Consider the following 25,608-nt stretch of genomic DNA (forward strand, 5'->3'; position numbering starts at 1 on the left):
GCGGCTAGACTGTCGGGCTGCCGACCCTGCTCAACTGGATGCCTGATGAATTTCCGTACCATTTTGATTCTTGGCGCACTGAGCGCTTTCGGTCCGCTGGCGATCGATTTCTACTTGCCCGCATTCCCGGCCATGGCGCTGGCTTTTGGCACGGATGAAAAGCACATCCAGTGGACTTTGGCGGCGTACTTCCTTGGCCTGTCCATCGGTCAGTTGGCTTACGGCCCGGTGGCGGATCGTTTCGGGCGGCGTATCCCGTTGCTGACGGGCGTTGGCTTGTTCACGGCAGCCTCTCTGGCCTGTGCGTTTGCACCGAATCTGCAATGGCTGATGGGTGCGCGCTTCATCCAGGCTCTTGGCGGCTGTGCGGGGATGGTGATTTCGCGAGCGGTAGTCAGTGATAAATGTGATGCCGTGGGTTCGGCGAAGGTATTTTCGCAGTTGATGCTGGTGATGGGGTTGGCGCCGATTCTGGCGCCGATGCTCGGCGGGCTGTTGGTCAACACCTCCGGCTGGCAGTCGATCTTCCTTGTGCTGACCGGCTTCAGCGCATTGGCGGCACTGGCTGTCGCCTTCGGGTTACCGGAAAGTCTGCCGGACTACGTCCCGCGCCAGCCGCTGAAGGGGGCGCTGCGCCAGTATGGTCGCTTGTTATCAGATCGCGTGTTCCTCGGTCATGCCCTGACGGGGGGAATTGCGATTGCCGGTATGTTTGCCTACATCGCCGGCTCGCCATTCGTTTTCATCAAGCTCTATGGTGTGCCGGCCGAGCATTTTGGCTGGCTGTTCGGCACTAACGCCGCGGGCTTCATTTTGGTCGCGCAGATCAATGCGCGACTGTTGGCCAAGCGCGGCCCTGCGTTTTTGTTGGCGCGCGCCGTGTGGATTTACCTGGGCGCGGGTCTGGCCTTGTTGGCGATCAGTTCGCTGCACACCACGCAGTTGTGGCCGTTACTGATCCCACTGTTTATCTGTATTGCGAGCTTGGGTTGCATCATCCCCAACGCTTCCGCCTGCGCGATGAACGGGCAGGGCGCACGGGCCGGCAGTGCGTCGGCGATGCTGGGTTGCCTGCAATTCAGCGTCGCGGCGGGGGCGGCAGCCTTGGTGGGTATTTTGCACGATGGCAGCGCCATGCCGATGGCAATGGTCATCAGCCTGTGCGGCGTTCTGGTCGTGAGTGTGGCGATGCTCACCCGGCGACTGCAAAATGCCCGGGCATTGGCACAAGCCGATGCCTGAAGGTCAACTCAGCCAGCAGCGCGCTGCTGGCGGTCGGGAATCTGGTGGGGGGCGTGCAGCCGCGCTTCGAGTGTGCTGGTGAAGGCGCGAGCTTCCGCTTCGCTGCGGAACGTTACGGCGTGTTGGCCCAGGCGGACTTGCCATTGGGACGTTGCCACTTCTTTTATCAGGATCTTCATTGCTGATCTCCTCTTGTAAAAGACGTCATGTACAAGGTGGTGTCGCAGAGGTTCCGAGTGTAGACCTCAATACGATCATCATTGTGACAACGGTCAACCTTCTGACTGACGGTGTCGTCCATTTCTGAACGACACCGTCGTGTATTCGCCTTAGAACCCTTCCAGCACGATCTTGCCTTTGGCCTTGCCGCTTTCCAACAGCGCGTGGGCGCGGCGCAGGTTAGTGGCATTGATCGTCCCGTAGTGTTCGCCCACCGTGGTTTTCAGTGTGCCCGCATCGATCAGCTCTGCAACGCGGTTGAGCAGTTTGTGTTGCTCGATCATGTCGGCGGTTTCGAACAGCGAGCGGGTGTACATGAACTCCCAGTGCAGCGAGAGGCTTTTACGCTTTAGCTTGGTCACGTCCAGCGTCTTCGGATCGTCGATCAGTGCCAGTTTTCCTTGAGGCGCTAACGCTTCAACCAGTTGATCCAGGTGTTGCTCGGTTTCGGTCAGGCTGGCGACGTGAGTCACGGCATCAATGCCCGCGCGTTTGAGTTCTTCGCTCAGTGGCTGGCTGTGATCAATGACCCGGTCAGCCCCCAGTTCGCGGACCCAGCGCTGGGTTTGCTCACGGGAGGCCGTGCCGATAACGTGCAGCCCGGTGAGTTGACTGGCCAGTTGCGTGAGAATCGAACCGACGCCGCCGGCGGCACCGACAATGAGCAGGCTCTGGCCTTCATCGGCCTTCCCTTCGCGTATTTTCAGGCGTTCGAAGAGCAATTCCCACGCAGTGATCGCGGTCAGCGGTAGCGCGGCGGCTTCGGCAAAGCCGAGGCTCTTTGGCATATGGCCGACAATCCGTTCGTCTACTACATGGCGTTCACTATTACCGCCGGCACGGGCGATGGAGCCGGCGTAAAACACCTGATCACCCACCTTGAACAGCGTCACGTCGCTGCCGACAGCCTTAACCACGCCGGCTACATCCCAGCCCAACACTTTAGCGGCGCCTTCTTCTGGCTGGACGTTCTGTCGGACCTTGGTGTCCACCGGGTTGACCGAGATGGCTTTGACCTCCACCAACAGGTCGCGGGGGCCGGCGACCGGCTCTGGCAGTTCGATGTCTTGCAGGGCGCTTTCGTCGGTGATCGGCAGCGAGGTGTAGTAGGCAATGGCTTTCATGGACAGCTCCTGAGCATTAATGGAAGGGAAAGGATCAGGCCAGGGCGCGCAGTCGTTTGAGGTCGAAGTGTTCGATCAACTCACCGGCCAGGGCGCGAAAGTTCTGGATGTGGGCGCTGGCATCGTGGGCTTGCAGGGCCTCGTCGCTGCTCCAGTGTTCAATCATGTAGAAGGCCTGCGGATTGGCGAGGTCTTGGTGCAGGTCGTATTGACCGCAACCGGCCTCGGCACGTGTCGGCACCAGCAGCGCGCGCAGGTGGTGTTCGAGGGCGTCCTGCTGGCCGGCTTTGGCGATGAGGGTGGCGATAGCGGTAAAAGGCTGGGACATGTTCGACTCCTGACACTCGGTTATTTCGATGGGGCAGATGATTGGCTATTTCTCTAGGAGATAAAAGACGTTAAAAGAGCAGTCTCTTTCAATATTTTTTTGATAATAGAGGCTGAGGATGCTGCGTTTCGATGACTTACAGGTGTTTGTTCGGGCGGCGGACTTGGGCAGTTTGTCGGCGGCGGCACGGGTGATGGACATGTCGGCGGCGGTAGCCAGTGCGGCGTTGAAGCGTATTGAGCAACAACTCGGTGCGCGTCTGTTGGCCCGCTCCACTCGCAGCCTGCGCCTGACCGCCGAAGGCGAGGGGTTTCTGGCGTATGCCCGGGCGGCCCTGAGCAATCTGGACGAAGGGCGCAGGTTGCTGGCCAGCGGTCAGGACCAGGTCAGCGGAGTATTGCAGTTGTCGGCGCCATCGGACTTCGGGCGCAATCTATTGTTGCCGTGGCTGGATGAGTTTCAGCGCGAGCATCCGAAACTCACCGTCCGCTTATTGTTGGGTGATCGTATCGCCGACCTGTTTCGGCAACCGGTGGACATCGCCTTGCGCTATGGCGAGCCGGAAGACTCAAGCCTGGTGGCGCTACCGATCGCTGCGCACAACCGGCGGGTCTTGTGTGCTGCGCCGAGTTATCTGGAGCGACAGGGCGTGCCGCGGCATCTGGAGCAACTGACGCAGCACAACTGCTTGCTGTTCATGCTTGGCAGTCGGGTTCACGATCATTGGAGTTTCCATGACGGCAAGCGTGAAGTCGGCCTGACCGTCAGTGGCGATCGCTTCAGCGATGACGCCGATGTGGTGCGCCTGTGGGCGTTGGCGGGCGCCGGTATAGCGTACAAATCCTGGCTCGACGTGGCCGCAGATGTGCTGGCCGGTCGTTTGCATGTGCTGTTGCCGGAGTTGCTCTGCGAGCGCGCACCGCTGAATTTACTGTGCGCCCATCGCGCTCAGTTGAGTAAGCCAGTGAACCTTTTAAGGGAGATGCTCGTCAGTCGATGCGCGCAATTGAGTAGGCAATTTCCGACGTTGCCGGGAGTCGGTCTTTAGTCGCAGTCAAAAAGCGAAATTTCCGTCAGGAACTATCACCATTCAAGGCGTGCGGAAGGCACGAACCGGCGGTTAACCCGCTTATACTAGCGGCCACTTCAGGCCCGCACCGTCGAGCCGGCCCGACCCTCTTCACGCTCGAACTGTCCAAGGGCCGGTGACAGTAAGGGGCGGCGCTTATTACTCGGCGGATTACGATGCGTTAGTGGCTTGCTTTGCCCGGTTTATGGCGGTTTTTGCGTCTTGGCCGACGACACGTTACTGGTCAAGATGTCTCTGAGCAGTAGACGAAATGATTCAACAGGGAGTGAATAGATGGAACATGCACCTTGCATCAGCCAAATCGCCACGTTGCTGGCTGACCCAAAGCGCAGCGCAATGATGTGGGCCTTGATGGATGGCTCGGCGCGGCAAACCGAAGAACTGGCCTTGTTGGCAGGGCTGTCGCCGTCTTCGGCCAGTGCACACCTGGGGCGTTTGTTCGCCGGAGGTCTTTTGAAAGTCGAAACCCGCGGGCGCAAACGCTTTTTCCGCCTGGCGGCCCCTGAGGTCGGTGCCGCAATAGAGGCACTCGCCAGCGCTACCATCGCGAGCGCGCCACGGGAGATGCCGGTGGTTTTCAAACGGGCAACCCCGATGGTCAAACCCCAGGCGGCACCTTCGTCATTACTGCGAGCGCGATTCTGCGACGACCATCTGGGCGGTACTTTGGCTGCCGATCTGTTCCAGCGGCTGCTGGATGCTGCGTGGATTGAGCAGTTCGATCAGCGGGTGGTCGTTACGTACAAGGGCGCCACGCAGTTGGCCAAACGGGGTGTTTTCATCCAGGCCCTGGCTCATCGCAATACACAAACTGCGTGCGCCTGCCCCGACTGGAGTGAGCGCCGCCCGCACTTGGGCGGCGCCCTGGGAGCAGCGTTGTTGCAATTATTTATGCAATCGGGTTGGTTGAGCCTGCCCAACGATTCGCGGGCCTTGCAGATCACCGCCGCCGGGCAGCGCGAAGTTGAGCGTTTCGCCAAGCAGACAGAGCCAGAAATGGCGTTGTAGACGCCCGCACCGGCGATGTTTGAGCTGTGGCACGTCGCTCAGGGTTTCGGGCAGGTCGTATTCAGCAATAACCGCCAACCGCTATCGCGCACACTCGGTCCGGGGACTTTCGGGTGGGGGGCGGCATGGATATACGTGGCTTCAGCGCGGCAGAGCGACTGGAAAGGCTGCCCATCAGCAGCTATCACCGGATCATTTTTATCATCATTGCCCTGGCGTTTTTATTCGACTCCATGGATTTGGCGATGATGACGTTCCTGCTCGGCTCAATCAAAACCGAGTTCGGCCTCAGCACCGCTCAGGCCGGATTGCTCGCCAGTTCGAGTTTCTTCGGCATGGTGGTCGGGGCGTCATTGTCAGGCTTGCTCGCCGACCGCTTTGGGCGCAAACCAGTGTTTCAGTGGAGCATCGTGTTGTGGGGCATCGCCAGTTATCTGTGCTCCACGGCGCAGACGGTGGAAACCCTGACGTTGTTTCGCATCCTGTTGGGAATCGGCATGGGCATGGAGTTTCCGATTGCTCAGTCGATGCTCTCGGAGTTGATTCCGGCCAAGGGCCGTGGGCGCTACATCGCATTGATGGATGGTTTCTGGCCGCTGGGGTTTGTGGCGGCCGGCGTGCTCTCATATTTCCTGTTACCGGTGATCGGCTGGCGAGACATCTTTCTGGTGTTGGCGGTGCCGGCAGTGTTTGTCTTGGCCATTCGCTTCTTTATTCCCGAGTCCCCGCGTTGGCTTGAACAGGCTGGGCATCATGCGGCGGCGGATAAGGTGTTGCTGCGCATTGAAGAGCGGGTCCGGGTCTCGCTGGGACGCTCTGACTTGCCGGAGCCGGTTCGGTTGCCACGGGTGGCGAGCGCGCCCGGTAGCTTCTTTTCCGCGTTACGACAAATTTGGTCGCCGCAGTATCGCCAGCGCACGATGATGATCTGGAGCGTATGGTTCTTCGCCTTGCTCGGCTTCTATGGCCTCACCTCATGGCTCAGTGCGCTGCTGCAACAGTCGGGGTTCGCCGTGACGCAGTCGGTGTATTACACGGTGCTGATTTCTCTCGGCGGGATTCCAGGGTTCCTTATGGCCGCTTGGCTGGTGGAGCGTTGGGGGCGAAAACCGGTGTGCGTCGTGACGCTGCTGGGCGGCGGGCTGATGGCGTTTCTTTACGGCCAGAGCGCCGTGTTTGGTGGCAACGTCAGCCTGTTGATTACCTCGGGGCTGTTGATGCAGTTCTTCCTGTTTGGCATGTGGGCGGTGCTTTACACCTATACCCCGGAGTTGTACCCGACGTCGGCGCGGGCCACGGGTTCGGGGTTTGCCTCGGCGATAGGTCGCGTGGGGTCGTTGCTCGGTCCATTGGTGACCGGTCTGGTGTTCCCGATAACCGGGCAGGGAGGGGTATTTGCCTTGGGGGCGATGTGCTTTGCGATTGCGGCAGTGGTGGTGTGGGTGTTCGGAATGGAGACGCGAGGCAAGACGCTTGAGGAGCTGACTGAAGCCACGACGATCTAAATGCGCGAGCGAGTCTACTCGCTCCCGCAATAGATCGTCAGTGAATTTACGGTTTGACCAACCGCGCATCCAGGCTGTTCTGCGCCAAACGCTTGGCCTGATCCTGAGTCATGCCCAGGTCGGCATACAGCGCGTGGAAGTTCTCGGTGACATAGCCGCCGAAGTACGCCGGGTCATCGGAGTTCACGGTCACTTTCACGCCACGCTCCAGCATGTCGAGAATGTTGTGCTGGGACATGTGATCAAACACGCAGAGCTTGGTGTTCGACAACGGGCACACGGTCAATGGGATTTGTTCGTCGATGATTCGCTGCATCAAGCGCTCGTCTTCGATGGCGCGCACGCCATGGTCGATGCGCTGGATTTTCAGCAAGTCGATGGCTTCCCAGATGTACTCAGGCGGGCCTTCTTCACCGGCGTGGGCGACGGTCAGGAAGCCTTCGTGACGGGCACGGTCGAATACGCGCTGGAACTTGCTCGGCGGGTGACCCATCTCCGAACTGTCCAGGCCGACAGCGACAAACGCATCGCGGAACGGCAAGGCCTGGTCGAGGGTTTTCTGCGCGTCCTCTTCGCTTAAGTGACGCAGGAAGCTGAGGATCAAACCGCTGGTGATGCCCAACTGCTGCTCGCCATCTTTGAGCGCAGCGGTGATGCCGTTGAGCACTACTTCGAACGGGATGCCACGGTCAGTGTGTGTCTGCGGGTCGAAGAACGGTTCGGTGTGAATCACGTTCTGCGCTTTGCAACGCAACAGGTAGGCCCAGGTCAGGTCGTAGAAATCCTGAGAGGTACGCAACACGTCGGCGCCCTGGTAGTAAAGGTCGAGAAACTCTTGCAGGTTGTTGAAGGCGTAGGCCTTGCGCAGGGTTTCGACGTCGTCCCACGGCAGGGCGATCTTGTTGCGTTCAGCCAGGGCGAACAGCAACTCAGGCTCCAGCGAGCCTTCCAGGTGCAGGTGCAGTTCTGCCTTGGGCAGGGCGTTCAGCCAGTCGTACATAGTCGTTTCTCATCAGGTGCAGATGGCGTGCATTCTACAGATGCTCACTGCAACAATTGGTAAAACCTGACCAACCGATCCATCACGCCGCTGGCGGTTCCCGCCGGTAAGCGTATGTGTCGGCGAAGCGAGAGAGCAGGAACTCGGCGCAGGTGGTGGCGGGATATTTCGCCGGGTGCATTTCATCCTGACAACCGGGCAGGCATTCGATAAGGGTGTCGGGGTGCGGTTCGGCGAAGAACGGCATCGAGTATCGGTCTATCCCCAACGGGCTGATCACTCGGTGCGGCGTCGAAAGGTAACGGTCGTTGCTCCAGCGCGCCATCATGTCGCCAAGGTTGACCACGAAGGTGCCTTCAATGGCCGGCGCGTCAATCCATTCTCCTTTGACGTTGCGCACTTGCAGGCCACCGGCCGTGTCCTGATACAGCAACGTGATGCAGCCGTAATCGGTGTGGGCGCCGGCGCCTTGCTGCTCGGCTGAGCTGGCGGTGTGGCGCGGCGGGTAGTGAATCATGCGCAGCACGCTGACGGGTTGGTGAAAGCGTGTGTCGAAGAAGTCACGTTCGATGCCCAGTGCCAGGGTCATGGCGCGCAACAGTGTTTGCGCCAGCGCTTGCATGTCCAGGTAGTGCTGTTCCATCAATGCTTCCCAGCCGAGCATCGATGGATGACGGTTGGGGCCACGCAGCGGTTTTTGCGCCAGTACGTCGGGATGATCTGCCGGCAGATGCAGGCCCATGTCGAAGGTTTCTTTGAGGTCGCTGGGTTTGCTCGGGTCCAGCTGTTCGGTGGCGACGGCGCCATAGCCTCGGTGGTGTTGGGTTTGGGTGATGTCGATCTTGAGTTTTTCAGCGGCGGGCAGGGCGAAGAAGCGCTGGGTGAAGTCGAGCACCGTATCGATGCGCGCTGCGCTTATCGGGTGGCCCTTGATATAAAAAAAGCCCCAGTCGCGGCAGGCACGGTCGATCTGGGTCGCGACGGTTTGCCAGGCTGGCTCGTCGTCGGTGTAAAGCGGGGCGATGTCGATGATCGGGAGTTGGTTCATGCGCAGTTCTCTTTAATGCTCGTTCCCACGCGGAGCGAGGGAACGAGCAGCAGAAGGAATTACTTCGGTATGTCGGCCTTCATGCCTTCGACGTAATAGTTCATCGACGCCAGTTCCGTGTTCGTCGCGCTCACGCCCGCCGGGATTTTCTCGACGCCAGCCTGATCCTTGATCGGCCCGGTAAACGGTTTGAACGCGCCGCTCTTGATGTCGGCAATGATCTGCTCGGCCTCGGCTTTCACCGGGGCTGGCACCAGGTCGCTGATCGGTAGCTCAACAGTGCCTTCTTTCAATCCGCCCCAGTAATCCTCGGATTTCCAAGTGTGATCGAGCACGCTTTGGGTCGCCTGAATGTAATGCGGTGCCCAGTCGTTGACGATCGAGGTCAGCACCGCTTTCGGCCCGAAGTGCGCCATGTCCGACGCATAGCCCACGGCATATACACCGCGACGTTCAGCCGCCTGGATCGGCGCCGGGCTGTCGGTGTGCTGGAACACCACGTCCACGCCTTGATCGATCAGGGCGTTGGCGGCGTCGGCTTCCTTGCCCGGATCGAACCAGGAGTTGACCCACACCACCTTGATCTCGGTGCCGGGGTTGTATTTGTTCAAGGCCAGTTGAATCGCGTTGATGTCGCGGATCACTTCCGGGATCGGGAACGAGGCGACGTAGCCGATCTTCTTGGTCTTGGTCATCTTCGCCGCGAGGAACCCACCCACGTAGCGTCCCTCATACGTGCGCGCCAGGTAGGTGCCAAGGTTTTTGTCCTGCTTGTAACCGGTGGCGTGTTCGAAGGTCACCTTGGGAAATTGCTTGGCGACTTTCAGTGTTGGGTTCATGTAGCCGAAAGAGGTGGTGAAGATCAGGTCGTACTTGTCCTTGGCCATGTTGCGGATCACCCGTTCGGCGTCGGCGCCTTCCGCAACGTTCTCCACATAGTTGGTGGTGATCTGTGAGCCGAATTTTTCTGCGAGCGCCTTACGCCCCTGTTCATGCTGATACGTCCAGCCGTGGTCACCGATCGGGCCGATATAGACGAAGCCGACTTTCAGCGGGTCGGTGGCGCTGGCAGTCAGGCTTGCGCTCAAACCGATAGCAGCCGCAACGGCGCACAGCAGCTTCTTCAACGGACGTTTATGCATGAATTCGAACTCCATTTTGTTTTGAGGATTTTCGGGTCAATGCAAATTACTGACCAACAGGACAACAAAACCGCCGAAGCCGAGTCACGGCCCTCGCGAGCAGGCTCACTTCCACATTTGAGCTTCCTACCACGCAGATCTCTGTGGGAGCGAGCCTGCGCGTAAAGCGGCGCTGGAGGCCGATAAAAGTGCATGGCCTGCGACAAGTGCCACCCACTGGTGCGCTAAGGTGTAACGAAACGTTAGCGCTGCACCGTAGTCAGTAGCTCATCACTCTGATTTCGCTCAACTGTGCAAAAGGCCCGCGATGCTCACACTCCTTAAGCAAGAAATGTTTCTGCTACTGGCCTTGATCGCCGCCGTGGTTGCTTACCCGCTGGAACACTGGCTGCTGAACAGTGGCCAAGGTGTCGCGTTGATCGGCGGGTTGGGACTGATCGCGTTTATCGTCGCCGCTTCCATGCGCGTGGCCCATCACGCTGAACTGCTCGCCGAAAAAGTGGGTGATCCTTACGGCACGATGATCCTGACCCTGGCGGCCGTGCTGGTGGAGGTGGTGATTCTGGCGATCATGATGAGCAACGAAGCCTCTGCGACGTTGGTGCGTGACACGATTTATTCGGCAGTGATTTTCTAGACACACACCTCTTTGGTGTCAAAGCCCTTAGGCTTTGACCTGCTCCTGCTCCTGCTCCTGCTCCTGCTCCTGCTCCTGCTCCTGCTCCTGCTCCTGCTCCTGCTCCTGCTCCTGCTCCTGCTCCTGCTCCTGCTCCTAGCTTTAAAGCCCGCTCTTGATTGGGAGTGCTCTTGCCTTGGTCTTCCTGACACACCACGATCAATGGCATACCCCGGAAGCCAGAAAATTTTGCTTGGTCAGTGTGCCGCGATCTTGTGTGAAACCTTTGGGATAAACATGCCATCCAGGGAACGTCCTTGCTCCCGAGCTCTAGCAACCTCAGCGACTACCGCTATGCATCAGGCATTTGGCGAAATGGAGAGAAACGGAGTTACGTAGGTGACGAATTCTGCATGGGGAGTGCGATGCTCGTTCCATCTCGGAGGGTTTGAGGCTGGCCGATGGCGTATGTCGCACGTCGTGATCATCAACCGCTCCTTGGCGCGAGAAACACCTACAAAGAAACCGCAGCGCTCCTCTTGAGCATTACCCCAAAATGTCTGAGTCTCAATACCGATCATGATTACAGAGTGGAATTCTAATCCCTTGCTTTTATGAATCGTGAGAAACCGAACTGCTTGATCGTTGGAGAACAGATCAAGTGCTTTTAGTAAGTCAGGTTGTTGCTCAAGCAATTTTTCAATCTGCTGTCTTGTATTTTTGATCACCTCGTTCAATCTGGCTTTTGCTTCATAGTCAGAAGAAAGTGTGGTCAGCACGGGTAGGCCGACGTTCTTTAGGAACGTCATCGTTAGATCCCACCATCCTGCAAAAGGGGCGTCAGATCGGGATAATTTTTTTACTTCCTTGAGCTGGGCCAGATAGAGACGCTCGAAGTTTCTCTGGAGCTCAGATTCACCGTCTTCGTCATTAAACGAAACCAGTTGCTCCATCAAACTGATCCACGCCTTTGGCTCTCGCTCGCGATACAGGCATGACAAATAGTCAATAATTAGGCGAGCGGCTGGCTCGTTAACCAGATCCTGGGACTCATGCTCGTTGCGATAGGGAATTCCCTTGGCCGCCAGTTGCTCCATGAGAGGGGCGCCATAGAGGTCTATCTGCCTGGGAAACAGAATCGCTATTTCTTGGAGGGGGATTTTCTCTACATCTATCCACTGTTGGATGAGCTTGGCCAACGCGGCGGCTTCGCTGTGATTGGTGTCGTAGTTTCGGGCGAGGAGTTCGCCATCGTTTCCAATGATCAGGTCATCGGCCATCACCGCAGCAGGATCAAGCGTTCGAATGATTTCGTTCTGCATCCGCAACAGGCGAGGCTTGGATCGGAAGTTTCGATATAGATTGAGTGGCCGGGCGTCGAAGTCCTTCGCATACTCTATAAATATGCCATCCAGTGCTCCTGCCCAGCCCATGATTTTCTGTTTGGTGTCACCGACTGCGGTTAATCGAATTGGCTTGTTCATGAAGACGAGCTTCAGAAGCCCGTACTGTTCAGTGGTGCAGTCCTGAAATTCATCGAGGAATACATCAGCGTAAGTCTGACAAATCGCGTTCCGCGCAATCTTTGAGTCGCTCAAAATCTTCGTGGCGAGCGGTATGAGCTGCGCGAACTTAATTTGTTTGCCTGGGATTTGTTCGTTGCCTATTGAGTAGTTGGGCTCTAGAGAATCCTTGCCTGTGAGCACCGGTCTAAACCTGTCAATGATGCGTTTGGCGAAGCCATGAAACGTGTAGCTGTCGAAGCGCGCAGCCAGATCAAGGCCGCACCTGCGACGAATCCGATCCTTGAGGTTTTTGCTCGCATCGACCTTGAAAGATATCGCGAGTATTCGCCTGGGGTATCGACAGTTTCCGGTACGTAACAAAAAGTCTGCACGCTGGGCAAGAACCTCCGTTTTGCCAGCGCCTGGGCCAGCGGTGAGCGCAAGCGACTTTCCGAGTTCTTTCACAGCAAGAAGTGCGTTTGTTTCCAAGGTCAAACCATCGGCGACTTTCCATGCGTGCTCACTAATCATTCTGGAATGTCCTCCAGCGCCGCAATGATTGCATCGGCCAAACGGTTGAGTGATGGAGGAAGATTCTTTAGCAGGTCTTCGTCCGTTAGCTTTGCAAGGGCGGAAATGTGTGCTGCCGGCTTGCTACCTAATTTGAACTTGGAGTGGTAGGTGCCAAACATCTGCTGTTCAGTTGCATCGTACTGTGCGGCGTTATAATGGCTTTTCCCAAGTACAGCCTTAAGCGTTGATTCGTCAGGATCGCTCCGCTCAATACCATATGCTTCTGGATAGGACTTCATCATTGCGAAGTCCAAATCCATAGGTTCGGAGAAGAAAACGTCGCGCTTCTCAAGCTCGGCAAATACGCTGATTTTACCGTTGTCAAACCAATGGTGAGTTCTAACTGGTAGATCACCATTCCACTTGGCGATATCCCAGCTGGGAAGTATTTTTGCTGGAGAAAACTTAGCTAGCTGATTATTGACGTTGCTGATGCGCCCCCACCCACCTTGATGTCGTGCGACGTCGAGATCAAGCAGGGTCACATAGGGCGTCTCCAGCGCGGACAGTAACCGCCAGAAATGATTAACGTGACGACCTCCCAGTGGCGCGATAGTCACCGCCGACTCATCAACCGGCGCACCTTTCGCTTGCAGGATCCTCGGAAGGACAATCTCTTCACTATCTCCTTCGCCTAGCACCACAAGCCTGGAGAAATAGACTTCTGGAAAAGCCTGAACAGCCTCTCGGACGAACTTATGAGCTTCATCCTCCTTATCAGGTAACGCGATGCATGTAACCTTGGTTGCACGGCTTGCAGTCAAGCGTAGATAGCGGATGTTTTCGGGAGCCACACGGCGGAGCATGGAGGGGGCGTGTGTTGCAATTATTGCTTGGGAGTCAGCGCCGCCAATTGAGCTATTGAGGGCATTCACGATGCGGCCAAGATAATGAGGTGAGAGGCTGTTTTCTGGCTCCTCCACTGCTATCAGAGTGAATGAAGGTGGCTTCAGTTTATCTGCGTCGAATGATTTCTCATTCCCGGTAAGGACTGCACGCCCGATAGCATGAGAGGACAAAACAAGTGAAAGATACAGCATTGACTTTTGCCCATCGCTCAATCGAGAGAAGTCGACGAGATTTTCGTCGTGCCCCGGCGAGAAAGAGACCGACATGTGCCTAAGAAGGGATTCAATTTCGGACGTTACGAAGGTGAGCTTGGGGTCGGTGAAAAAGCTTCCTCTGTGGAGCCGCTTCCACATGATATTCAAGCTTTCACTGAATGCACTTACGGACTGGTTTCCTGACAGGCATTCACTGATCTGATCGGTGAGCCCTTTGATCCGCTCGCGGTCATCCTCCCAATTCACCGCCCGTAACAAGCGACCGAGCAAGGCATTAGCACCGTAGGTGATGTGGTCGGCAGGATCACGTCTGGCGGGGAGATAATGCATTTGAATGGTGTTGCGATGAGCCCGAGTGACTACGGCGGTCGACAATGGGCTGGCATCTTTATCAACGTCGAGGACATAAACGAGGGTCTCTTCGATGTCCCCTTCAATCCCCATGGTTGCACTGAGTCGATACCTAACGCGAGGTATGCCGTCAGTTGAGTCCAGCCGCATATGAGCGAAATGTGGAGCGACTGTGGAGTTGTCTTCATCTTCCATCAGTTCAGGGAACTCGAAATCTGCTTCTAGCCACAGGTTCCGTTCCTCTGGTACCAAGTCTTCATCAGCAGGTACATGGAAGTCAGACCGCTTGATTCGTCGCAGGCTCGGATCAAAGGCAAACAATCTACAAAGCGCTTGAAGGACAGCTGTCTTTCCGGAGCCATTGGGGCCGATCAGGTAGGTGACATCTTCGAATGTGATTGCTGTAGGGCCATCGCCAAAGGACTGAAAATTACATAGCCGAATACTGTGCAGCTTCATTGCTCACCGTCCATCGTCCAGGATGTGTACGCCCCGTGTCTGCTGACTTGGTTAGCGTCGCCGACAGCCGAATGGCTCGGAGATCGGTGACGTAGAATAGGCGTATTGATCTGCAGGATGGTAGTAGGCCAGCATTCAATTGCGATTATTTGAAGCTTGCGCCAGGCATCAAAATTTGGCCCGCGCGACAGGCGTGAAGGGTTGAATCAACTCTGAACGCACTCCGCTACGTGGATGTCCACTGCGTCACTGGATGAACGGCATGGTGTGCCAATGGTCTAGTGAAATGATTTTTGTAATCCCATGGCGACGTTCGATACGACAGGGCAATTCCAAGCCTGCTGCAGAGTCAACTATGCAGGGCGCTGGCCTGGCCTTTCGTGCGTGGGATGGCAGGGCAGGCGAATGAAAGCGGAAGGAGGTTCGGATGGCCGGTAGCAGCCTGTTTGCACTATTGGATGACATAGCCACACTGCTAGACGACATCTCCCTAATGAGCAAAGTCGCAGCGAAGAAATCGGCGAGCGTCCTCAGCGATGACCTGGCTGTTAATGCGGAGCAGGTCACTGGCATGAAGGCTGACCGGGAGCTACCCGTTGTATGGGCAGTGTTTAAGGGTTCAATGAGGAACAAGGCAATCTTGGTTCCCTGCGCATTGATCCTAAACGCGTTGCTACCCGGAGCAGTTCATTGGTTGCTTATGGCCGGTGGCGCTTACCTGTGTTACGAAGGATTCGAGGCAATAAAAGAGAAGCTGTCTTGTGATCGTACCGACGGAAAGGTCGTGAAAAAGCAGACCAAGTCAAAGACGCCCGAAGAGTTGGCTGCGTTTGAGAAGCGCAAGGTAAGCGGCGCCATTCGTACAGATTTTATCCTGAGCGCTGAAATCATTGTCATCACTCTAAACATCGTCGCCGAGGCACCAATGCTCCAGCAGATCCTGACGTTGGCACTCATTGCGATAGTGATGACCATTGGAGTCTACGGCTTGGTTGCTGGCATTGTCCGTATGGATGATGCGGGTCTCGTTTTATCAAACTCAAAAGCACAAGGCTCTTGGGGATCGATCCTTCGTAACCTAGGAGCGGTACTTCTATCTGCAGCTCCCGTATTGATGAAGGCTTTGTCCTGGATCGGCACTATCGCGATGTTTTTAGTCGGCGGAGCGTTCGTTGCAGATGGCATCGCGCCCCTCAAAAATTTCATTGACCAATTCACGCATGGGAGTGGGGGCTGGGAAACAGCTATGACTCTCGGTATCCATTGCGTAGTCGGTGCCGCTGTAGGCCTGGCGGCGGTCATGATTGTAAAAGGCGTTACGGCAATATCCGGTAGAGCTGCACAGTAGGAGCAACGCAGGCCCGCGATCTCCTATAAGAAGCTACAGGCCGTCCCACAATTGACCCGAATTGAGTATGGCCGCTCTCATATGGGCGCGACTAACATTCGTGCGATCCAATTTTCAAGGTGTCTGCGAATCGCCGATTTCGAACGGCTGTGTTTCTGAGCAGTTTCCATTACTGCAAGACCTGCTCGCTTTGCATGCTCGCCGTGCTATGTAAGTAACTCAGGACTTAGCCAGCTTTTGAAGGAACACTTATTTGAGCGTGAGGAAGGATCTGCGGGGGCGTTATCCAAAACATTTTTCCTGACGACCCATTGATCGCCGAGCCTACCGCCCTGGCCAAACCTTGTAAACCGTAGGGCGCTGCCGGGTCTTTATCGACTGTAATTGGAGTGAGCCGCATGACCTTAATGACTATTCCTAATCACTCGTGTCTTTACTGTGGTAGTTCAGGGCCATTTTCGGATGAACATGTCATCAGCGCGGGAATGGGAGGAGACGACAATCGCTTCGTTTTGAAAAATTGTGTTTGTAGAACCTGCAATACAGAAATTTTTTCTCCTCTAGAGCTAGAAGTGCTTCGGAGCTCGCCGTTGGCGATTGGTCGAATTTTCATGCAGCCGTTGGGGCGCAAGAGAGGAAAAAGTACCAACCTGCCGAAGCTTCAGGCGAAAAGCAAAGCGATGATTTCAGAGAGCGGACGCCCTCTTGATTTTGAATTCGGCCAAAACGCTAAGCCTATATTAATTCCGCAATTGACTATGGTGGGCCAAAGCGCCTTCGAGAGTAACTCTGATACGGGTTTAGAGCTCCAAGAGTTCGTTGAGGTGGCCAGGCGCCTTTTCAATGAACCTATTGTGTTGATCCGCAAGCTTGTCGGCGAAGTCAAATCCACTTTCGAGCTTGCTCGTTGGGTTTGGGCTGATGGTGAATATGTTGAAGCCGGGGAGGCTGAAATCGCGGCAAAGCCACCCGTTGGGGGTATCTGGTTTGAGAGAATGGAACAGAGTGGTGATGAGCCCAGTCCATACCTTGCTCGTCTTTTTCAAACTGGCACCAAGAGTGTCGGACTGAGGGTTGCTTGCGAAATGGCTCCCCAAGCTGCGCTTATCTTTTTCAGGAAAGCTATTGAGCAAATAGACTTTTCCACGACGGTGGAAAGTCTCATCACCAATCCCGTGGTTTCAGTTGGTATGACTATATCCGTTGGGATGATGGATAGAGTTATGACGAAGATTGGGCTGAATATACTGGCGTTTGTTGCGGGGCCGGATTACCTACGACATCCAGCTTTTGATGAGATCAAGAAGTCAGTTATGACCGGGAGGCCCGAACTGCAAATGACGCCCGGTGATGAAGCAGGTCAGGTCAAGTTCATCTTTGATCGTGTTCCTGCAGGGCATCATGTGTTCTTCATTTCCGGCATGTATCTACCTGATGGAAAGTACGCATTAGGAATGACGATGAAGCTTTACGGATCTTCTGGTTCATTCGTCAAGCTAGGTATCGATGTGCCTGAGCCGCCTGTACCCATGCCGATTATTTTCACGGCTGATTACACTACCCACTCCGTGAAGCAGTGGAGCTTGATTGAATTTTCGAAGCTATTGAGAGATTGCTGGCAGGAAGGGAGTAGCTTGCGCTAAGTCACGCCTGAAGCAGTGAACATCCTGCATTTCACAATTTCTAGGAGTTCCAGAGTTTAGGCGACGTCCCTATCATTTACTCTCTTCCTTCCGATTCCAAATACGATTGACCGTCGAGGACGGAATGCCCAGTTCAGTGGCGGTCTGTTTTTGAGTCATGCCCCGCGCACGACAGATGAGCACCGCTTCTATTTTTTCGGGTGGAGTCCGCGTACCTGCACGCATTGATAACAGGGCGCCATTTTCGAATTGACTTGGCCAATCAGCGACAACACCGAGGTCGCTCAACATCCTGACTTCCTTGCTTAGGTGCTCGAGCAGTTCATCGTGCGTCTGCTTTCTGTCTAGGCTCGCTGCCAGCGTGAGGAGCGCTAGCGGATCGACCTTCAGGGTTGAGGCGAGAATTTGGAGTGTTTCGAGGGTCACGCTGGTCTTTGCATTCTCGAGGTTATAGACGTGCTTCGGATCAAGCTGGCCATGGAAGTCATCCTTCGAAAGACCACGCGCAGACCGGACTAGCCGAAGAACGGCTGCCAGCGAATCTCTCAATGGCATGACGAATCCTCAAAGCTGAGGATAGAGCCATATTGATCAATCCCAATCCATGGAATATAGTCCCTGTGGTGGGATTCAGGATGCAGGTGTGCCTCCCAGCTCGGGTTACCGTTGGTGCCCTTTATGGAGCCATGAATCAGGCGCTTCTGCTGGAAGCTTTCTACCGGCGCTTTTCGAAGCATCGGAAAGCGCCTGCAACATTATCTGAAAATTGACGGGATAGGGATTGGGATGGAACAGGTTTCTATGGGCTCTGGGCTCCTCAGTGGGGCGGGACACGCCAGAGAAGGAACCGCCAATACTTCGAAATTTCTGATTGACGCTGTTCAAATACGTTTCCCAAACAAGGCTCATTGCCTGGTTGAGGAATGGACTATCTTCCGCGTCGACCTGAATGACGATGAGCTCTCCAAAGTCGCTGACGCCGGCCACATCCCCCTTTTTGTTTTTGCCCACAAAGTCATCGAAGACAGCAGACAACGCTTCCAACCCGGCGACTGGGTGCGCAGCAGCATGTGCGTCTCTTTTGACGACGGCGTGATGTTTGAAACCAAGAACACAATCTACGTCCTCATGGGCCCTGGCCACGAGAAACAAGCCAACCTAAAAACGATTTTTTCTTTCTTTTGACAAGCCACTGCGCAGGCGTTGGCTTGAGTCGAGACATGAAATGTTCAGAACCCAGAACACAGAGATGGCCGGAATCCCCGAGATGTTTGGCGAAGGCCTTACCCACTGGAATTCAGTGTCGCGCGTTCTTGCAATGCACTGGTATCACGTGAACGTTCAGGAGTTTCACGAGGGGCGCCTCATCACCCTCGTTCACCTGATCAATGACGAAGTCAGACTCAATGGTCTCCTCATGAACCAAAGCCAGGAGTTAATCGTCAACGACGTGCAGGTAGTCAGTCCCCCATGGATGAATAAAAGTCTGAGCTGGAAAATGGAAAAGCTGACGTCAGTCTCTGTTGGCTTCGACAAAAATGACGTCGTGGTATGTCTCGTCCAAGTCGAAGGCGGCGAGGTCTACTCCGACACTCACGACCGGAATTTCGACGTCGGTGCCCTGACTGGCCTCCGAAGAATTTACTGAACAAATGCAGTCGCACCAAAACACGTACCGCGATTTTTCCACAGTAACAAGAGCCGTGTTACTGCACAAAAAGCATGTTACGAATCAGCAATCATGCATCAGGAGCTACAAATGCTGAACACGACTACTGTTGAGCTGCACAGTAAGCGCCTTACGGATTTTCATCTTAAGCGCATAGTCCAAGCAGATGCTCAGTCGTTCGAGGAGCCCATCACAGCTTATCTAAGCGATGTTTTCATTTCTTCTTCTTCAGCGATTGGCGTGGTCTTTGGACACAAGCAACGCGACGAGCTTGGGCGGTTCGCGGACGGCCATTTTGTGCGAACGTCTGAAATTTGCTCTGCGAGAAAAGAGGGAAAGTTTTGGGTGATCACCACGATGAACTCTCGTTACGTCTTGGCATCCTTCAAGCGAGGGGTTGGCAGGGCAAGTCTGAAGATATTCCTGCGAGCTACGCAGGGCCGCTACATCTACACGCCGCCTGTCTTGCAGTAGGCAGCCGTAAGCTTGATAGAGGTGTGGTTGAAGGCGAGTTGTCTTTTATCCAAAGAAGCGAGTTCGATTTACAGGTGATCATAAATAGCAGTCGGGTCAGCGCGTCCTGAGATGCAGTGTCAGTAATTCAGGTTGATCAGGGATACGGCTGTATAAAGCCTTGCCTCAAGATGTGCCCTCCGGTACCACACGATGACGCAAGATATCTGTTGCGATTTGTTGTGGATGGATGTACAGTAGTTTTGCTGTGTTAATGTTTCCGCTCCTGATTGGCTGCTTACACCCAGAGCGTCAGCGAAGATCGTAGCCCGGTTATTTTGGAAGCCCCTTCACTGGGGCTTTTTTGTGTCTGGTGGATTTGTATTCTTAACTGTTCGTCTTCGGTAGCTCACCCCTTTGTCGCTTGCGATGAGTCTTCGTTTGACCGCAAACCCGATTCGGCTGTTTACTGTACGAACATACAGTATTTCGGCGATTTGTATTATGGTCACCATCCTTGGGCCGCTTTCCAGCAGCGGCGTTAGGGAGCCTGAGTCCAGCAACGTAAACCCTACAGCATCCCTGGACGCGTAAAGCTCATGCATTAACGTCAGAAACTCGGTTTTTCTTGAGGTATGAAGAAAGGCAGGGATCCGTTCGCATACGCGTGGAAAGTGGCGTAATTCGCTGGCAAGTATTCCTGCCGCTTCCATGGATCTGTCCACAATGGCCAGGTCTCCCGGAAATATACCGGCGCCGATCATGCTATCGCCTTCGATGCGAACGAGGTACATGTGGGGAGCCCGCAAATCCAAGAGCTCGTCCAACGAAACCTTTTGCTCGAGATGATCTGCCGCAGGCGACGGAAAGCCTGCAGGAACGCGGTAGGAATAAAACGGAAGCTGAACCCGTCTGGCCGCGCTTTTTCCAACTCACCACACAGCTCAAACACCGTACATCCCTCCACGTATTTGGCGCTATCAAGTTACTAGGCTGCGAGAGTGCCTTGATGATTTCCTATCCCATCGAGAACAGGTTGAAGCTTGTTACCGGTTCTGCTTCGCGGCTTACGAACATAACCAGAGAGTTTCGGAGAGAACGGCGTGCGTAAACGCCCAGCCTTTTAGCGGCCACAAAAATCATTTATCAGGCGCTAAAACGGGGCTTCGTATTCTCGGCGCGTTTGCAGATACCGCGAAACGCTTCGGCATCTTTGAGCTACTTGAACGTTGGGTGGGTCGAAGTGGCGGCTTGCAAGCAACAGCGCTGACTAGCTATCTGAGACTGGTCAACGGCGCGGGATTAGCTTACATCCTTAACTTCAGTCTCATGCGGGTCGAGGAGGCATGGAATCTTCGAGCCGGGTGCCTTGACATCGAGCACGACAAGAGCTTCGGTGACATTTTTTTGTTACGTGGGCAGACGACAAAAACGCTCTCTGATAGCGACGCCGTTTGGGTCACATCCCCATCTGTGACAGTCGCCGTGAAGGCGATGGAGGTTATTTCTCTGTTTCGCTCACTATACGCACCTCACGAAGCCGCGAGAGTTCTCGCCGGGCGTTACTTGACCGATTTTTCTTACGAGCCCTGGAGTTCGTTGCGCAATAAAGGTAATCATTCACTGAGGCCGAGCATTCAGTCATATTCCGACCTTTTGGGCCAGCACGGGAAGCTCTTTGACTTAGAAAATTTGCGTATCACGCCTGAGGATTTGAAATTGGCCCGGCTAGCTACCCCTTCACTGCCGGAGGAGTATCAAGTGGGCGCTGTATGGCCGTTGGCGTGGCATCAGTTGCGTAGAACTGGGGCAGTAAACATGCAAGCTTCCGGGCTCGTAAGTGATGCGTCGCTTCAGTACCAGCTCAAGCACGTCACACGAGCGATGAGCCTTTACTACGGACAAAATCACTCGCGGATGCGTCTAGAGGAGAAGGCTCACACTCTGTACGTTCGCACAATGTACGAGACGCTTGGAAGAGAGTTACAGCAGCTTACGAGTGAGCGTTTTGTCAGCCCCCATGGAGACAAACGAAAGGCTGAGATCGTTCGGCTGATTTCGCCAGAGGATGCGAAGAAGATGATTGGTTTGGCAAAGAAAGGCGCGGTTGCCTGTCGCCCGATCATTCTTGGCGTTTGTTCGAGTCGCAAGCCTTGTCCGTACGGCGGAATTGACAACATTGCCCATTGCGGGGGCGGTGATTCAGTGGATGCAAAACCTTGCCCTGATGTGCTGTATGACTCAGAACGATTGGGCGCGGTAGATGATCTTGAACACGTACTCGAAGAGCGGCTTGCTACTGCTCAGGATGGAAGTCCGCTAATGGAATCTTTGATGGCTCAAAAGCGAAGCGTAGCAAGCTTTCGTCGTGTCGTAGGGAGCGCAAATGGACGTTGAACTCCCTGCTCGCCGCAGCGCGGCTGATCAATATCGTGATGCTTTTGAGCGCCTGAAACTCAATAGGCCACAGCTTCTACCGAAGGGGACACCGGTCACTCAGAACAACGTGGCCAAAGAAGCCGGGAGCGATCCGTCGGCGCTTAAGAAATCTCGTTTCCCGAGTCTCATCGCTGAGATAAAAACCTACGTGGAACAACATGCGGAGGAGCGACCTCCTTCGTTGAACCAGGTAAATCTTCTCGCCCGCCAGAAAAGCCGCGCCCTGCGTGATCGGATTGAGGAAGTAGCCCGGCAGCGCGACCAACTCGCAAGTTTATTGAGCGAAGCGGATACGAAAATCATTGAGCTGTATGACCGTATCGCTGAGCTTGAGCGGCAGTTGCCTGCGTCAAATATAATTTCGTTGGATCCTCGCGGGCCGAGAAAGCTTTGAGATAACAGCGCATGCAGCTAGGTTTCGCCAAGAAGTCGATGTGGAATGCTTCCTGGCCAGTACGCTCTGGCCGGGGGGGAATAAAAACGTGCGCACGAGGGATGACTGCCGAGCGGCCAATTTTGGCCGATTTCTGTCCTTAGCCTAAGGCTGCAATAGGATGTCAATACATCGGGTGGTGTGACAAGGGTGGCCGGATTGGCCGGGAACACCAACGGCGTTAAAAAATCGTGATACTGCCTCGCCTCGCGCTACTGGGAAATTGCACTCCACTTGCCCACCCATATGCATTCGACCTGACCAGTCATTTGCATCGTACTGACCACCGATTGCACCGGATTTGACAGGCATACTTTGAGACCATGATCGGCAGAGAACGGCCAGAAGCAGTCATTCATCCAGGTACCGTTTTTGGCCAAAAGCTGACGTCACCCAAGCCGCTTCCGCCAAAATCGGACGGTCAGCCTGGGTGGCGGCGCTAACAAATGGATATATGATCTGCCTACTAAATGAGAGCCGATTCAGGCATATGCTTCTTCAACAACCACCTGTATGAAAAGAGCACGGCACGATGATAAATGATTCAGATTTGGCCGAAATGATTCCTTCCGCGCTAACAGGTGTAACTGTCGGGATCGGTTCGCAGATCCTGCTTTTTGGCGATATGGCTAGCGTGTTAATTCAGTGCCCATTCGCTTGTGATATCAATAGGGTATGCAAGTGGGGGCATGGTGAAGATGCTGCCACAAGCCCTTTACTTTTCGACTTTCTAAACCACGATGTAGAAGCTTTTTCAATTGATAGTTTTGGGATTTTCACCATCACCTTCAGTACGCAAATGATCTTGAAAATCCATCCTGAGAAAAATGGATTGGAGTCTTATGTCGTGAGTACGCGGCGCGATATATTTCCCATCTTGGTGTGGTAGCCAGGAACGCGATGGCTATACGACGCGAGCCCCGGCCTTCGCTCTGACTCTGGTTGCTGACACCTGTGGGTCGTTTTCTGCCCATCGCGACACGCAGAAATCGGCCAACAGCGGACGGTCGTAGCCAGCCGTTTATCTCAGTTATCTACCAGACGGTACAGTGCTTGGGCATGGGATGCCGTTAACCCGGCACGTTGCAGATTTCGGCGACTTTGGGAGCTGGCCAGCGCGGTCGCGGCGATCAAGTGGCAAGCATGCTTCTTTGCTTGCTCTATTCGGTGAGTTATCAGTGCTCCATGGTAGCCATAGCCTCGCGCTTCCTTTTGGGTGGCAGCGGTTCCAAGGTAGGCAATGCCATTGCTGGCTAAATACATTGAGGCTCCTGCCACGACGTCCCCACCAGCTTTCAGGACGTAGATTTTCAGACTCCCATTTGCCGTCAGCCCTGCAAACGAAGCTTGATTCAGCAGTCGGTGCTTTGGTTTGGTATGAAAACCACCCGCATGCACTTCAGCAAACAGAGCAAGAGTTTTTGACGTGACTTCCTCGATTTCGAATGAGTGGCGACTCAAGACCACATTCTCGATGGCACAAGCGAATTGCAAGTGAGTCCACCCCCTCAAGCGCTCAAGCCGTGCTTCGCCCACAAGAGCGTACTGCTCCAACGCAGAAGGTTTTCCGATAATAGGGGTTACAGACGAGTGCTCCGCTGAATCCCTGAGCAACTTCAACACGGCATGTGGATCATGGGAGATGTCACCGTAGATGCGGTTGAACATTGGGCTAGGTGATGCCTCCACTTGAAAACACGGAGCGTCTCCGTTGAAAAAAACACGTGCGCCATAAGGATTTCCACTTATCCCTGCCAAGCTCTCAACACGTGAACGCAAATACTCGCATTCTGCGGCCTCAATCTCATGAGCCTGCTTAACATCCATGTACGTTGTCCTCTTTTAAGATTCCAAGGGAGCTAAAGCCCCTCGAACGATACACTTACGTCCAGGTACGTACCAGTAACCGGGTCGACTTCACCGTCAGCCTCGAGGCGATTGCAGTCCTTCACGAAAGGCAAAAATCGGCCAGAAGCAGCCTGTCGCCGATGATCGCATTCGAGTCTTCGGACGTTCATGGATAATTGGTTCTGGTTAGAAGCCTCCGGCAGCTATCTGAACCCTTCCGCTCTGGCACTAACGACGGCCACTGCCTATAGATCCCTACAGAGGGCCTTCAATGGCTCGTGGCCACAAGCGCGATTTCGGGCTCATCTTGATCAAGCTAGCTTTCGTCGCCACAAAATTCGCGTATTTGCCATGGACACCACGTGATCCATTTCTGTGAAAAATGTGTATTGTCTATGGACGTCGAAGACCTAATTTAAACCCTCACAAATATTCATCCAAATCGATGTCCATGGGTTGACATCTTTCCTTTATGTCGATGAGGCGTTCGCAGATTTGGCGGGTGTGCCAGGTGATCTTGAGGCGCTCGGACGGCGCATCCGTGCTCAGGTTTATCGAAGTACGGGCATCCCGGTTGGAGTAGGCATCGCAGGAACGAAAACCCTCAGCAAACTCGCCAATCACGCAGCCAAAAAATGGCAGGCGCAGAGTGGCGGAGTGGTCGATCTTCGCGACCAAACTAAGCGTGAATGGGTGCTGAAGAAATGCTCGGTCTCGGATGTCTGGGGCGTGGGGCGGAAGATGACGCTTCACTTGGAAGGCATGGGCGTCAAGTCCGCCTGGGATCTCTCCATAGCTGATGCTTGGATGCTTCGAAAAAAATTCAGCGTGGTGATCGAGAAGACGGCGCGTGAGTTGGCGGGTACTTCGTGCCTGGAGCTCGATGAGCCAGATCCACCTAAACAGGAAATCTGCTGTTCCCGCATGTTCGGTAAGCGCCTCACCGAGATTGCACCGATCAAAGAGGCCGTCGCCACTTATATAATGCGAGCTACGGAGAAACTCCGGGCACAGCAGTCTCTGTGCAAGAAAATCCGGGTGAGCATTCGAACCGGCATGTTTAACCCGGAGGAAGCGAAGTATGCCAACGGTGTACTGGTTGAACTGCCTTACCCAACCGACGATGTGCGATTGATGACAAAGGCCGCAGTGGAAGCGGTGGATCGGGTCTATCGGCCGGGATTCAAGTACAGCAAAGCAGAGGTTCTCCTGGTTAACCTCTGTCAGAAAGGGGAGTACACGGACGACCTGTTCTCAGTATCTCAGCCAGAGGCGACTGAAAAAGTCATGGGTGTTTTGGATGCCATCAATGGGCGATGGGGCAGGGGGACAATGCGTTTAGCGAGTGTGCCGACCAAACCGGACTGGGGTATGCGCAGGGAGATGATGAGTCAAAGCTTCACGACAAGGATTGATGAACTGTGGACGGTCTACTGCAAGTGATTTTGGTCATAATTTACGAACGATAGGTTTACTAAGGAGGTGTTCTATCGTCAATAAG

The 25,608-nt window shown here is 54.8% G+C and carries 23 protein-coding genes and 3 pseudogenes; 15 read left to right on the top strand and 11 right to left on the bottom strand.

Features of this window, described 5'->3' with window-relative positions:
• Nucleotides 1-45 precede the first annotated feature (45 nt).
• On the top strand, nucleotides 46-1,242 hold the full coding sequence (locus RHM68_RS02965; RefSeq protein WP_322220467.1) for a multidrug effflux MFS transporter: 1,197 nt from the start codon (nucleotides 46-48) through the stop codon (nucleotides 1,240-1,242).
• A gap of 8 nt (nucleotides 1,243-1,250) precedes the next feature.
• Here RHM68_RS02965 and RHM68_RS02970 read toward each other — a convergent pair whose 3' ends face one another.
• The 3 genes from RHM68_RS02970 to RHM68_RS02980 form a co-directional block, all read right to left on the bottom strand.
• Nucleotides 1,251-1,421, bottom strand: coding sequence for a hypothetical protein (locus RHM68_RS02970; protein WP_322220468.1), 171 nt, complete (start codon nucleotides 1,419-1,421; stop codon nucleotides 1,251-1,253).
• Between the two features lie 150 nt (nucleotides 1,422-1,571).
• Nucleotides 1,572-2,585: a zinc-binding alcohol dehydrogenase family protein gene (locus tag RHM68_RS02975; RefSeq protein ID WP_322220469.1), complete on the bottom strand. Its 1,014-nt coding sequence runs from the start codon at nucleotides 2,583-2,585 to the stop codon at nucleotides 1,572-1,574.
• Between the two features lie 34 nt (nucleotides 2,586-2,619).
• Nucleotides 2,620-2,913, bottom strand: coding sequence for a putative quinol monooxygenase (locus RHM68_RS02980; RefSeq protein ID WP_322220470.1), 294 nt, complete (start codon nucleotides 2,911-2,913; stop codon nucleotides 2,620-2,622).
• Nucleotides 2,914-3,031: 118 nt separating this feature from the next.
• Here RHM68_RS02980 and RHM68_RS02985 point away from each other — a divergent pair, with 118 nt between their 5' ends.
• From RHM68_RS02985 to RHM68_RS02995, 3 genes are all read left to right on the top strand, one after another.
• Nucleotides 3,032-3,961, top strand: coding sequence for a LysR family transcriptional regulator (locus RHM68_RS02985; RefSeq protein ID WP_322220471.1), 930 nt, complete (start codon nucleotides 3,032-3,034; stop codon nucleotides 3,959-3,961).
• A gap of 315 nt (nucleotides 3,962-4,276) precedes the next feature.
• A complete protein-coding gene (locus RHM68_RS02990; protein WP_322220472.1) occupies nucleotides 4,277-5,011 on the top strand; it encodes a helix-turn-helix transcriptional regulator in 735 nt (244 codons plus the stop codon).
• Nucleotides 5,012-5,136: 125 nt separating this feature from the next.
• Complete coding sequence (locus tag RHM68_RS02995; RefSeq protein WP_322220473.1) at nucleotides 5,137-6,516, top strand: MFS transporter; 1,380 nt, start codon at nucleotides 5,137-5,139, stop codon at nucleotides 6,514-6,516.
• 46 nt (nucleotides 6,517-6,562) lie between these two features.
• Here the strand turns inward: RHM68_RS02995 and RHM68_RS03000 are convergent, their stop codons facing one another.
• The 3 genes from RHM68_RS03000 to RHM68_RS03010 all read right to left on the bottom strand — a co-directional run bounded on the left by RHM68_RS03000 (nucleotide 6,563) and on the right by RHM68_RS03010 (nucleotide 9,706).
• Nucleotides 6,563-7,516: an adenosine deaminase gene (locus RHM68_RS03000; RefSeq protein WP_322220474.1), complete on the bottom strand. Its 954-nt coding sequence runs from the start codon at nucleotides 7,514-7,516 to the stop codon at nucleotides 6,563-6,565.
• An 82-nt stretch (nucleotides 7,517-7,598) separates the two neighbouring features.
• Complete coding sequence (locus RHM68_RS03005) at nucleotides 7,599-8,564, bottom strand: 2-oxoglutarate and iron-dependent oxygenase domain-containing protein (RefSeq protein ID WP_322220475.1); 966 nt, start codon at nucleotides 8,562-8,564, stop codon at nucleotides 7,599-7,601.
• Nucleotides 8,565-8,623: 59 nt separating this feature from the next.
• The gene (locus RHM68_RS03010; protein WP_322220476.1) at nucleotides 8,624-9,706 is read right to left on the bottom strand and encodes a BMP family ABC transporter substrate-binding protein; all 1,083 of its coding nucleotides are present in this window, start codon (nucleotides 9,704-9,706) and stop codon (nucleotides 8,624-8,626) included.
• A gap of 307 nt (nucleotides 9,707-10,013) precedes the next feature.
• On the opposite strand from RHM68_RS03010, the pseudogene RHM68_RS03015 reads away from it, so the two are divergent.
• Nucleotides 10,014-10,337: pseudogene (locus RHM68_RS03015) on the top strand (calcium:proton antiporter); the annotation flags it as partial.
• Between the two features lie 344 nt (nucleotides 10,338-10,681).
• Here RHM68_RS03015 and RHM68_RS03020 read toward each other — a convergent pair.
• Complete coding sequence (locus RHM68_RS03020) at nucleotides 10,682-12,358, bottom strand: ATP-dependent helicase (RefSeq protein WP_322220477.1); 1,677 nt, start codon at nucleotides 12,356-12,358, stop codon at nucleotides 10,682-10,684.
• A complete protein-coding gene (locus RHM68_RS03025) occupies nucleotides 12,355-14,274 on the bottom strand; it encodes an ATP-dependent nuclease (RefSeq protein WP_322220478.1) in 1,920 nt (639 codons plus the stop codon). The genes RHM68_RS03020 and RHM68_RS03025 overlap by 4 nt, the downstream gene beginning before the upstream one ends.
• A gap of 427 nt (nucleotides 14,275-14,701) precedes the next feature.
• Here RHM68_RS03025 and RHM68_RS03030 point away from each other — a divergent pair, with 427 nt between their 5' ends.
• The 3 genes and pseudogenes from RHM68_RS03030 (at nucleotide 14,702) to RHM68_RS03040 (ending at nucleotide 17,265) form a co-directional block, all read left to right on the top strand.
• Nucleotides 14,702-15,622 (top strand): DUF808 domain-containing protein, encoded by a 921-nt coding sequence (locus RHM68_RS03030; protein ID WP_322220479.1) that lies wholly within the window; start codon nucleotides 14,702-14,704, stop codon nucleotides 15,620-15,622.
• A 214-nt stretch (nucleotides 15,623-15,836) separates the two neighbouring features.
• A pseudogene (locus RHM68_RS03035) lies at nucleotides 15,837-15,978 on the top strand (ATP-dependent helicase C-terminal domain-containing protein); the annotation flags it as partial.
• 42 nt (nucleotides 15,979-16,020) lie between these two features.
• Nucleotides 16,021-17,265 carry a hypothetical protein gene (locus RHM68_RS03040; RefSeq protein WP_322220480.1) on the top strand — a complete coding sequence of 415 codons (1,245 nt, stop codon included), beginning with the start codon at nucleotides 16,021-16,023 and terminating at the stop codon, nucleotides 17,263-17,265.
• 72 nt (nucleotides 17,266-17,337) lie between these two features.
• Here RHM68_RS03040 and RHM68_RS03045 read toward each other — a convergent pair whose 3' ends face one another.
• Nucleotides 17,338-17,820 (bottom strand): helix-turn-helix domain-containing protein, encoded by a 483-nt coding sequence (locus tag RHM68_RS03045; protein WP_322220481.1) that lies wholly within the window; start codon nucleotides 17,818-17,820, stop codon nucleotides 17,338-17,340.
• Nucleotides 17,821-18,051: 231 nt separating this feature from the next.
• Here RHM68_RS03045 and RHM68_RS03050 point away from each other — a divergent pair, with 231 nt between their 5' ends.
• The 3 genes from RHM68_RS03050 to RHM68_RS03060 all read left to right on the top strand — a co-directional run bounded on the left by RHM68_RS03050 (nucleotide 18,052) and on the right by RHM68_RS03060 (nucleotide 19,408).
• Entirely contained in the window at nucleotides 18,052-18,450 is a 399-nt protein-coding gene (locus RHM68_RS03050; RefSeq protein ID WP_322220482.1) for a DUF6957 family protein, read from the top strand.
• A gap of 40 nt (nucleotides 18,451-18,490) precedes the next feature.
• Entirely contained in the window at nucleotides 18,491-18,913 is a 423-nt protein-coding gene (locus RHM68_RS03055; RefSeq protein ID WP_322220483.1) for a hypothetical protein, read from the top strand.
• 111 nt (nucleotides 18,914-19,024) lie between these two features.
• Complete coding sequence (locus tag RHM68_RS03060; protein WP_322220484.1) at nucleotides 19,025-19,408, top strand: hypothetical protein; 384 nt, start codon at nucleotides 19,025-19,027, stop codon at nucleotides 19,406-19,408.
• Between the two features lie 629 nt (nucleotides 19,409-20,037).
• Here RHM68_RS03060 and RHM68_RS03065 read toward each other — a convergent pair.
• Nucleotides 20,038-20,289, bottom strand: a pseudogene (locus RHM68_RS03065) (S24 family peptidase); the annotation flags it as partial.
• Nucleotides 20,290-20,638: 349 nt separating this feature from the next.
• Here RHM68_RS03065 and RHM68_RS03070 point away from each other — a divergent pair.
• From RHM68_RS03070 to RHM68_RS03080, 3 genes are all read left to right on the top strand, one after another.
• A complete protein-coding gene (locus tag RHM68_RS03070) occupies nucleotides 20,639-21,784 on the top strand; it encodes a hypothetical protein (protein WP_322220485.1) in 1,146 nt (381 codons plus the stop codon).
• Nucleotides 21,774-22,220 carry a hypothetical protein gene (locus tag RHM68_RS03075; RefSeq protein WP_122347962.1) on the top strand — a complete coding sequence of 149 codons (447 nt, stop codon included), beginning with the start codon at nucleotides 21,774-21,776 and terminating at the stop codon, nucleotides 22,218-22,220. Before RHM68_RS03070 ends, RHM68_RS03075 begins: the two co-directional genes overlap by 11 nt.
• Before the next feature lie 571 nt (nucleotides 22,221-22,791).
• Nucleotides 22,792-23,148, top strand: coding sequence for a hypothetical protein (locus RHM68_RS03080; protein WP_322220486.1), 357 nt, complete (start codon nucleotides 22,792-22,794; stop codon nucleotides 23,146-23,148).
• A 137-nt stretch (nucleotides 23,149-23,285) separates the two neighbouring features.
• On the opposite strand, the gene RHM68_RS03085 is transcribed toward RHM68_RS03080, so the two are convergent.
• Entirely contained in the window at nucleotides 23,286-24,086 is an 801-nt protein-coding gene (locus RHM68_RS03085) for a GNAT family N-acetyltransferase (protein ID WP_322220487.1), read from the bottom strand.
• Nucleotides 24,087-24,563: 477 nt separating this feature from the next.
• On the opposite strand from RHM68_RS03085, the gene RHM68_RS03090 reads away from it, so the two are divergent.
• Nucleotides 24,564-25,550 carry a DUF4113 domain-containing protein gene (locus RHM68_RS03090; RefSeq protein WP_322220488.1) on the top strand — a complete coding sequence of 329 codons (987 nt, stop codon included), beginning with the start codon at nucleotides 24,564-24,566 and terminating at the stop codon, nucleotides 25,548-25,550.
• The last annotated feature ends 58 nt before the right edge of the window (nucleotides 25,551-25,608 follow it).

Source organism: Pseudomonas sp. DC1.2 (genome assembly GCF_034351645.1).
Classification (GTDB): Bacteria; Pseudomonadota; Gammaproteobacteria; order Pseudomonadales; family Pseudomonadaceae; genus Aquipseudomonas.

Excerpts from the sequence above, each read along its gene's own strand:
- RHM68_RS02965 (WP_322220467.1), top strand. The coding sequence starts at position 46 with ATGAATTTCCGTACCATTTTGATTCTTGGCGCACTGAGCGCTTTCGGT.
- RHM68_RS02970 (WP_322220468.1), bottom strand. The coding sequence starts at position 1,421 with ATGAAGATCCTGATAAAAGAAGTGGCAACGTCCCAATGGCAAGTCCGC.
- RHM68_RS02975 (WP_322220469.1), bottom strand. The coding sequence starts at position 2,585 with ATGAAAGCCATTGCCTACTACACCTCGCTGCCGATCACCGACGAAAGC.
- RHM68_RS02980 (WP_322220470.1), bottom strand. The coding sequence starts at position 2,913 with ATGTCCCAGCCTTTTACCGCTATCGCCACCCTCATCGCCAAAGCCGGC.
- RHM68_RS02985 (WP_322220471.1), top strand. The coding sequence starts at position 3,032 with ATGCTGCGTTTCGATGACTTACAGGTGTTTGTTCGGGCGGCGGACTTG.
- RHM68_RS02990 (WP_322220472.1), top strand. The coding sequence starts at position 4,277 with ATGGAACATGCACCTTGCATCAGCCAAATCGCCACGTTGCTGGCTGAC.
- RHM68_RS02995 (WP_322220473.1), top strand. The coding sequence starts at position 5,137 with ATGGATATACGTGGCTTCAGCGCGGCAGAGCGACTGGAAAGGCTGCCC.
- RHM68_RS03000 (WP_322220474.1), bottom strand. The coding sequence starts at position 7,516 with ATGTACGACTGGCTGAACGCCCTGCCCAAGGCAGAACTGCACCTGCAC.
- RHM68_RS03005 (WP_322220475.1), bottom strand. The coding sequence starts at position 8,564 with ATGAACCAACTCCCGATCATCGACATCGCCCCGCTTTACACCGACGAC.
- RHM68_RS03010 (WP_322220476.1), bottom strand. The coding sequence starts at position 9,706 with ATGCATAAACGTCCGTTGAAGAAGCTGCTGTGCGCCGTTGCGGCTGCT.
- RHM68_RS03020 (WP_322220477.1), bottom strand. The coding sequence starts at position 12,358 with ATGATTAGTGAGCACGCATGGAAAGTCGCCGATGGTTTGACCTTGGAA.
- RHM68_RS03025 (WP_322220478.1), bottom strand. The coding sequence starts at position 14,274 with ATGAAGCTGCACAGTATTCGGCTATGTAATTTTCAGTCCTTTGGCGAT.
- RHM68_RS03030 (WP_322220479.1), top strand. The coding sequence starts at position 14,702 with ATGGCCGGTAGCAGCCTGTTTGCACTATTGGATGACATAGCCACACTG.
- RHM68_RS03040 (WP_322220480.1), top strand. The coding sequence starts at position 16,021 with ATGACCTTAATGACTATTCCTAATCACTCGTGTCTTTACTGTGGTAGT.
- RHM68_RS03045 (WP_322220481.1), bottom strand. The coding sequence starts at position 17,820 with ATGCCATTGAGAGATTCGCTGGCAGCCGTTCTTCGGCTAGTCCGGTCT.
- RHM68_RS03050 (WP_322220482.1), top strand. The coding sequence starts at position 18,052 with ATGGAACAGGTTTCTATGGGCTCTGGGCTCCTCAGTGGGGCGGGACAC.
- RHM68_RS03055 (WP_322220483.1), top strand. The coding sequence starts at position 18,491 with ATGTTCAGAACCCAGAACACAGAGATGGCCGGAATCCCCGAGATGTTT.
- RHM68_RS03060 (WP_322220484.1), top strand. The coding sequence starts at position 19,025 with ATGCTGAACACGACTACTGTTGAGCTGCACAGTAAGCGCCTTACGGAT.
- RHM68_RS03075 (WP_122347962.1), top strand. The coding sequence starts at position 21,774 with ATGGACGTTGAACTCCCTGCTCGCCGCAGCGCGGCTGATCAATATCGT.
- RHM68_RS03080 (WP_322220486.1), top strand. The coding sequence starts at position 22,792 with ATGATAAATGATTCAGATTTGGCCGAAATGATTCCTTCCGCGCTAACA.
- RHM68_RS03085 (WP_322220487.1), bottom strand. The coding sequence starts at position 24,086 with ATGGATGTTAAGCAGGCTCATGAGATTGAGGCCGCAGAATGCGAGTAT.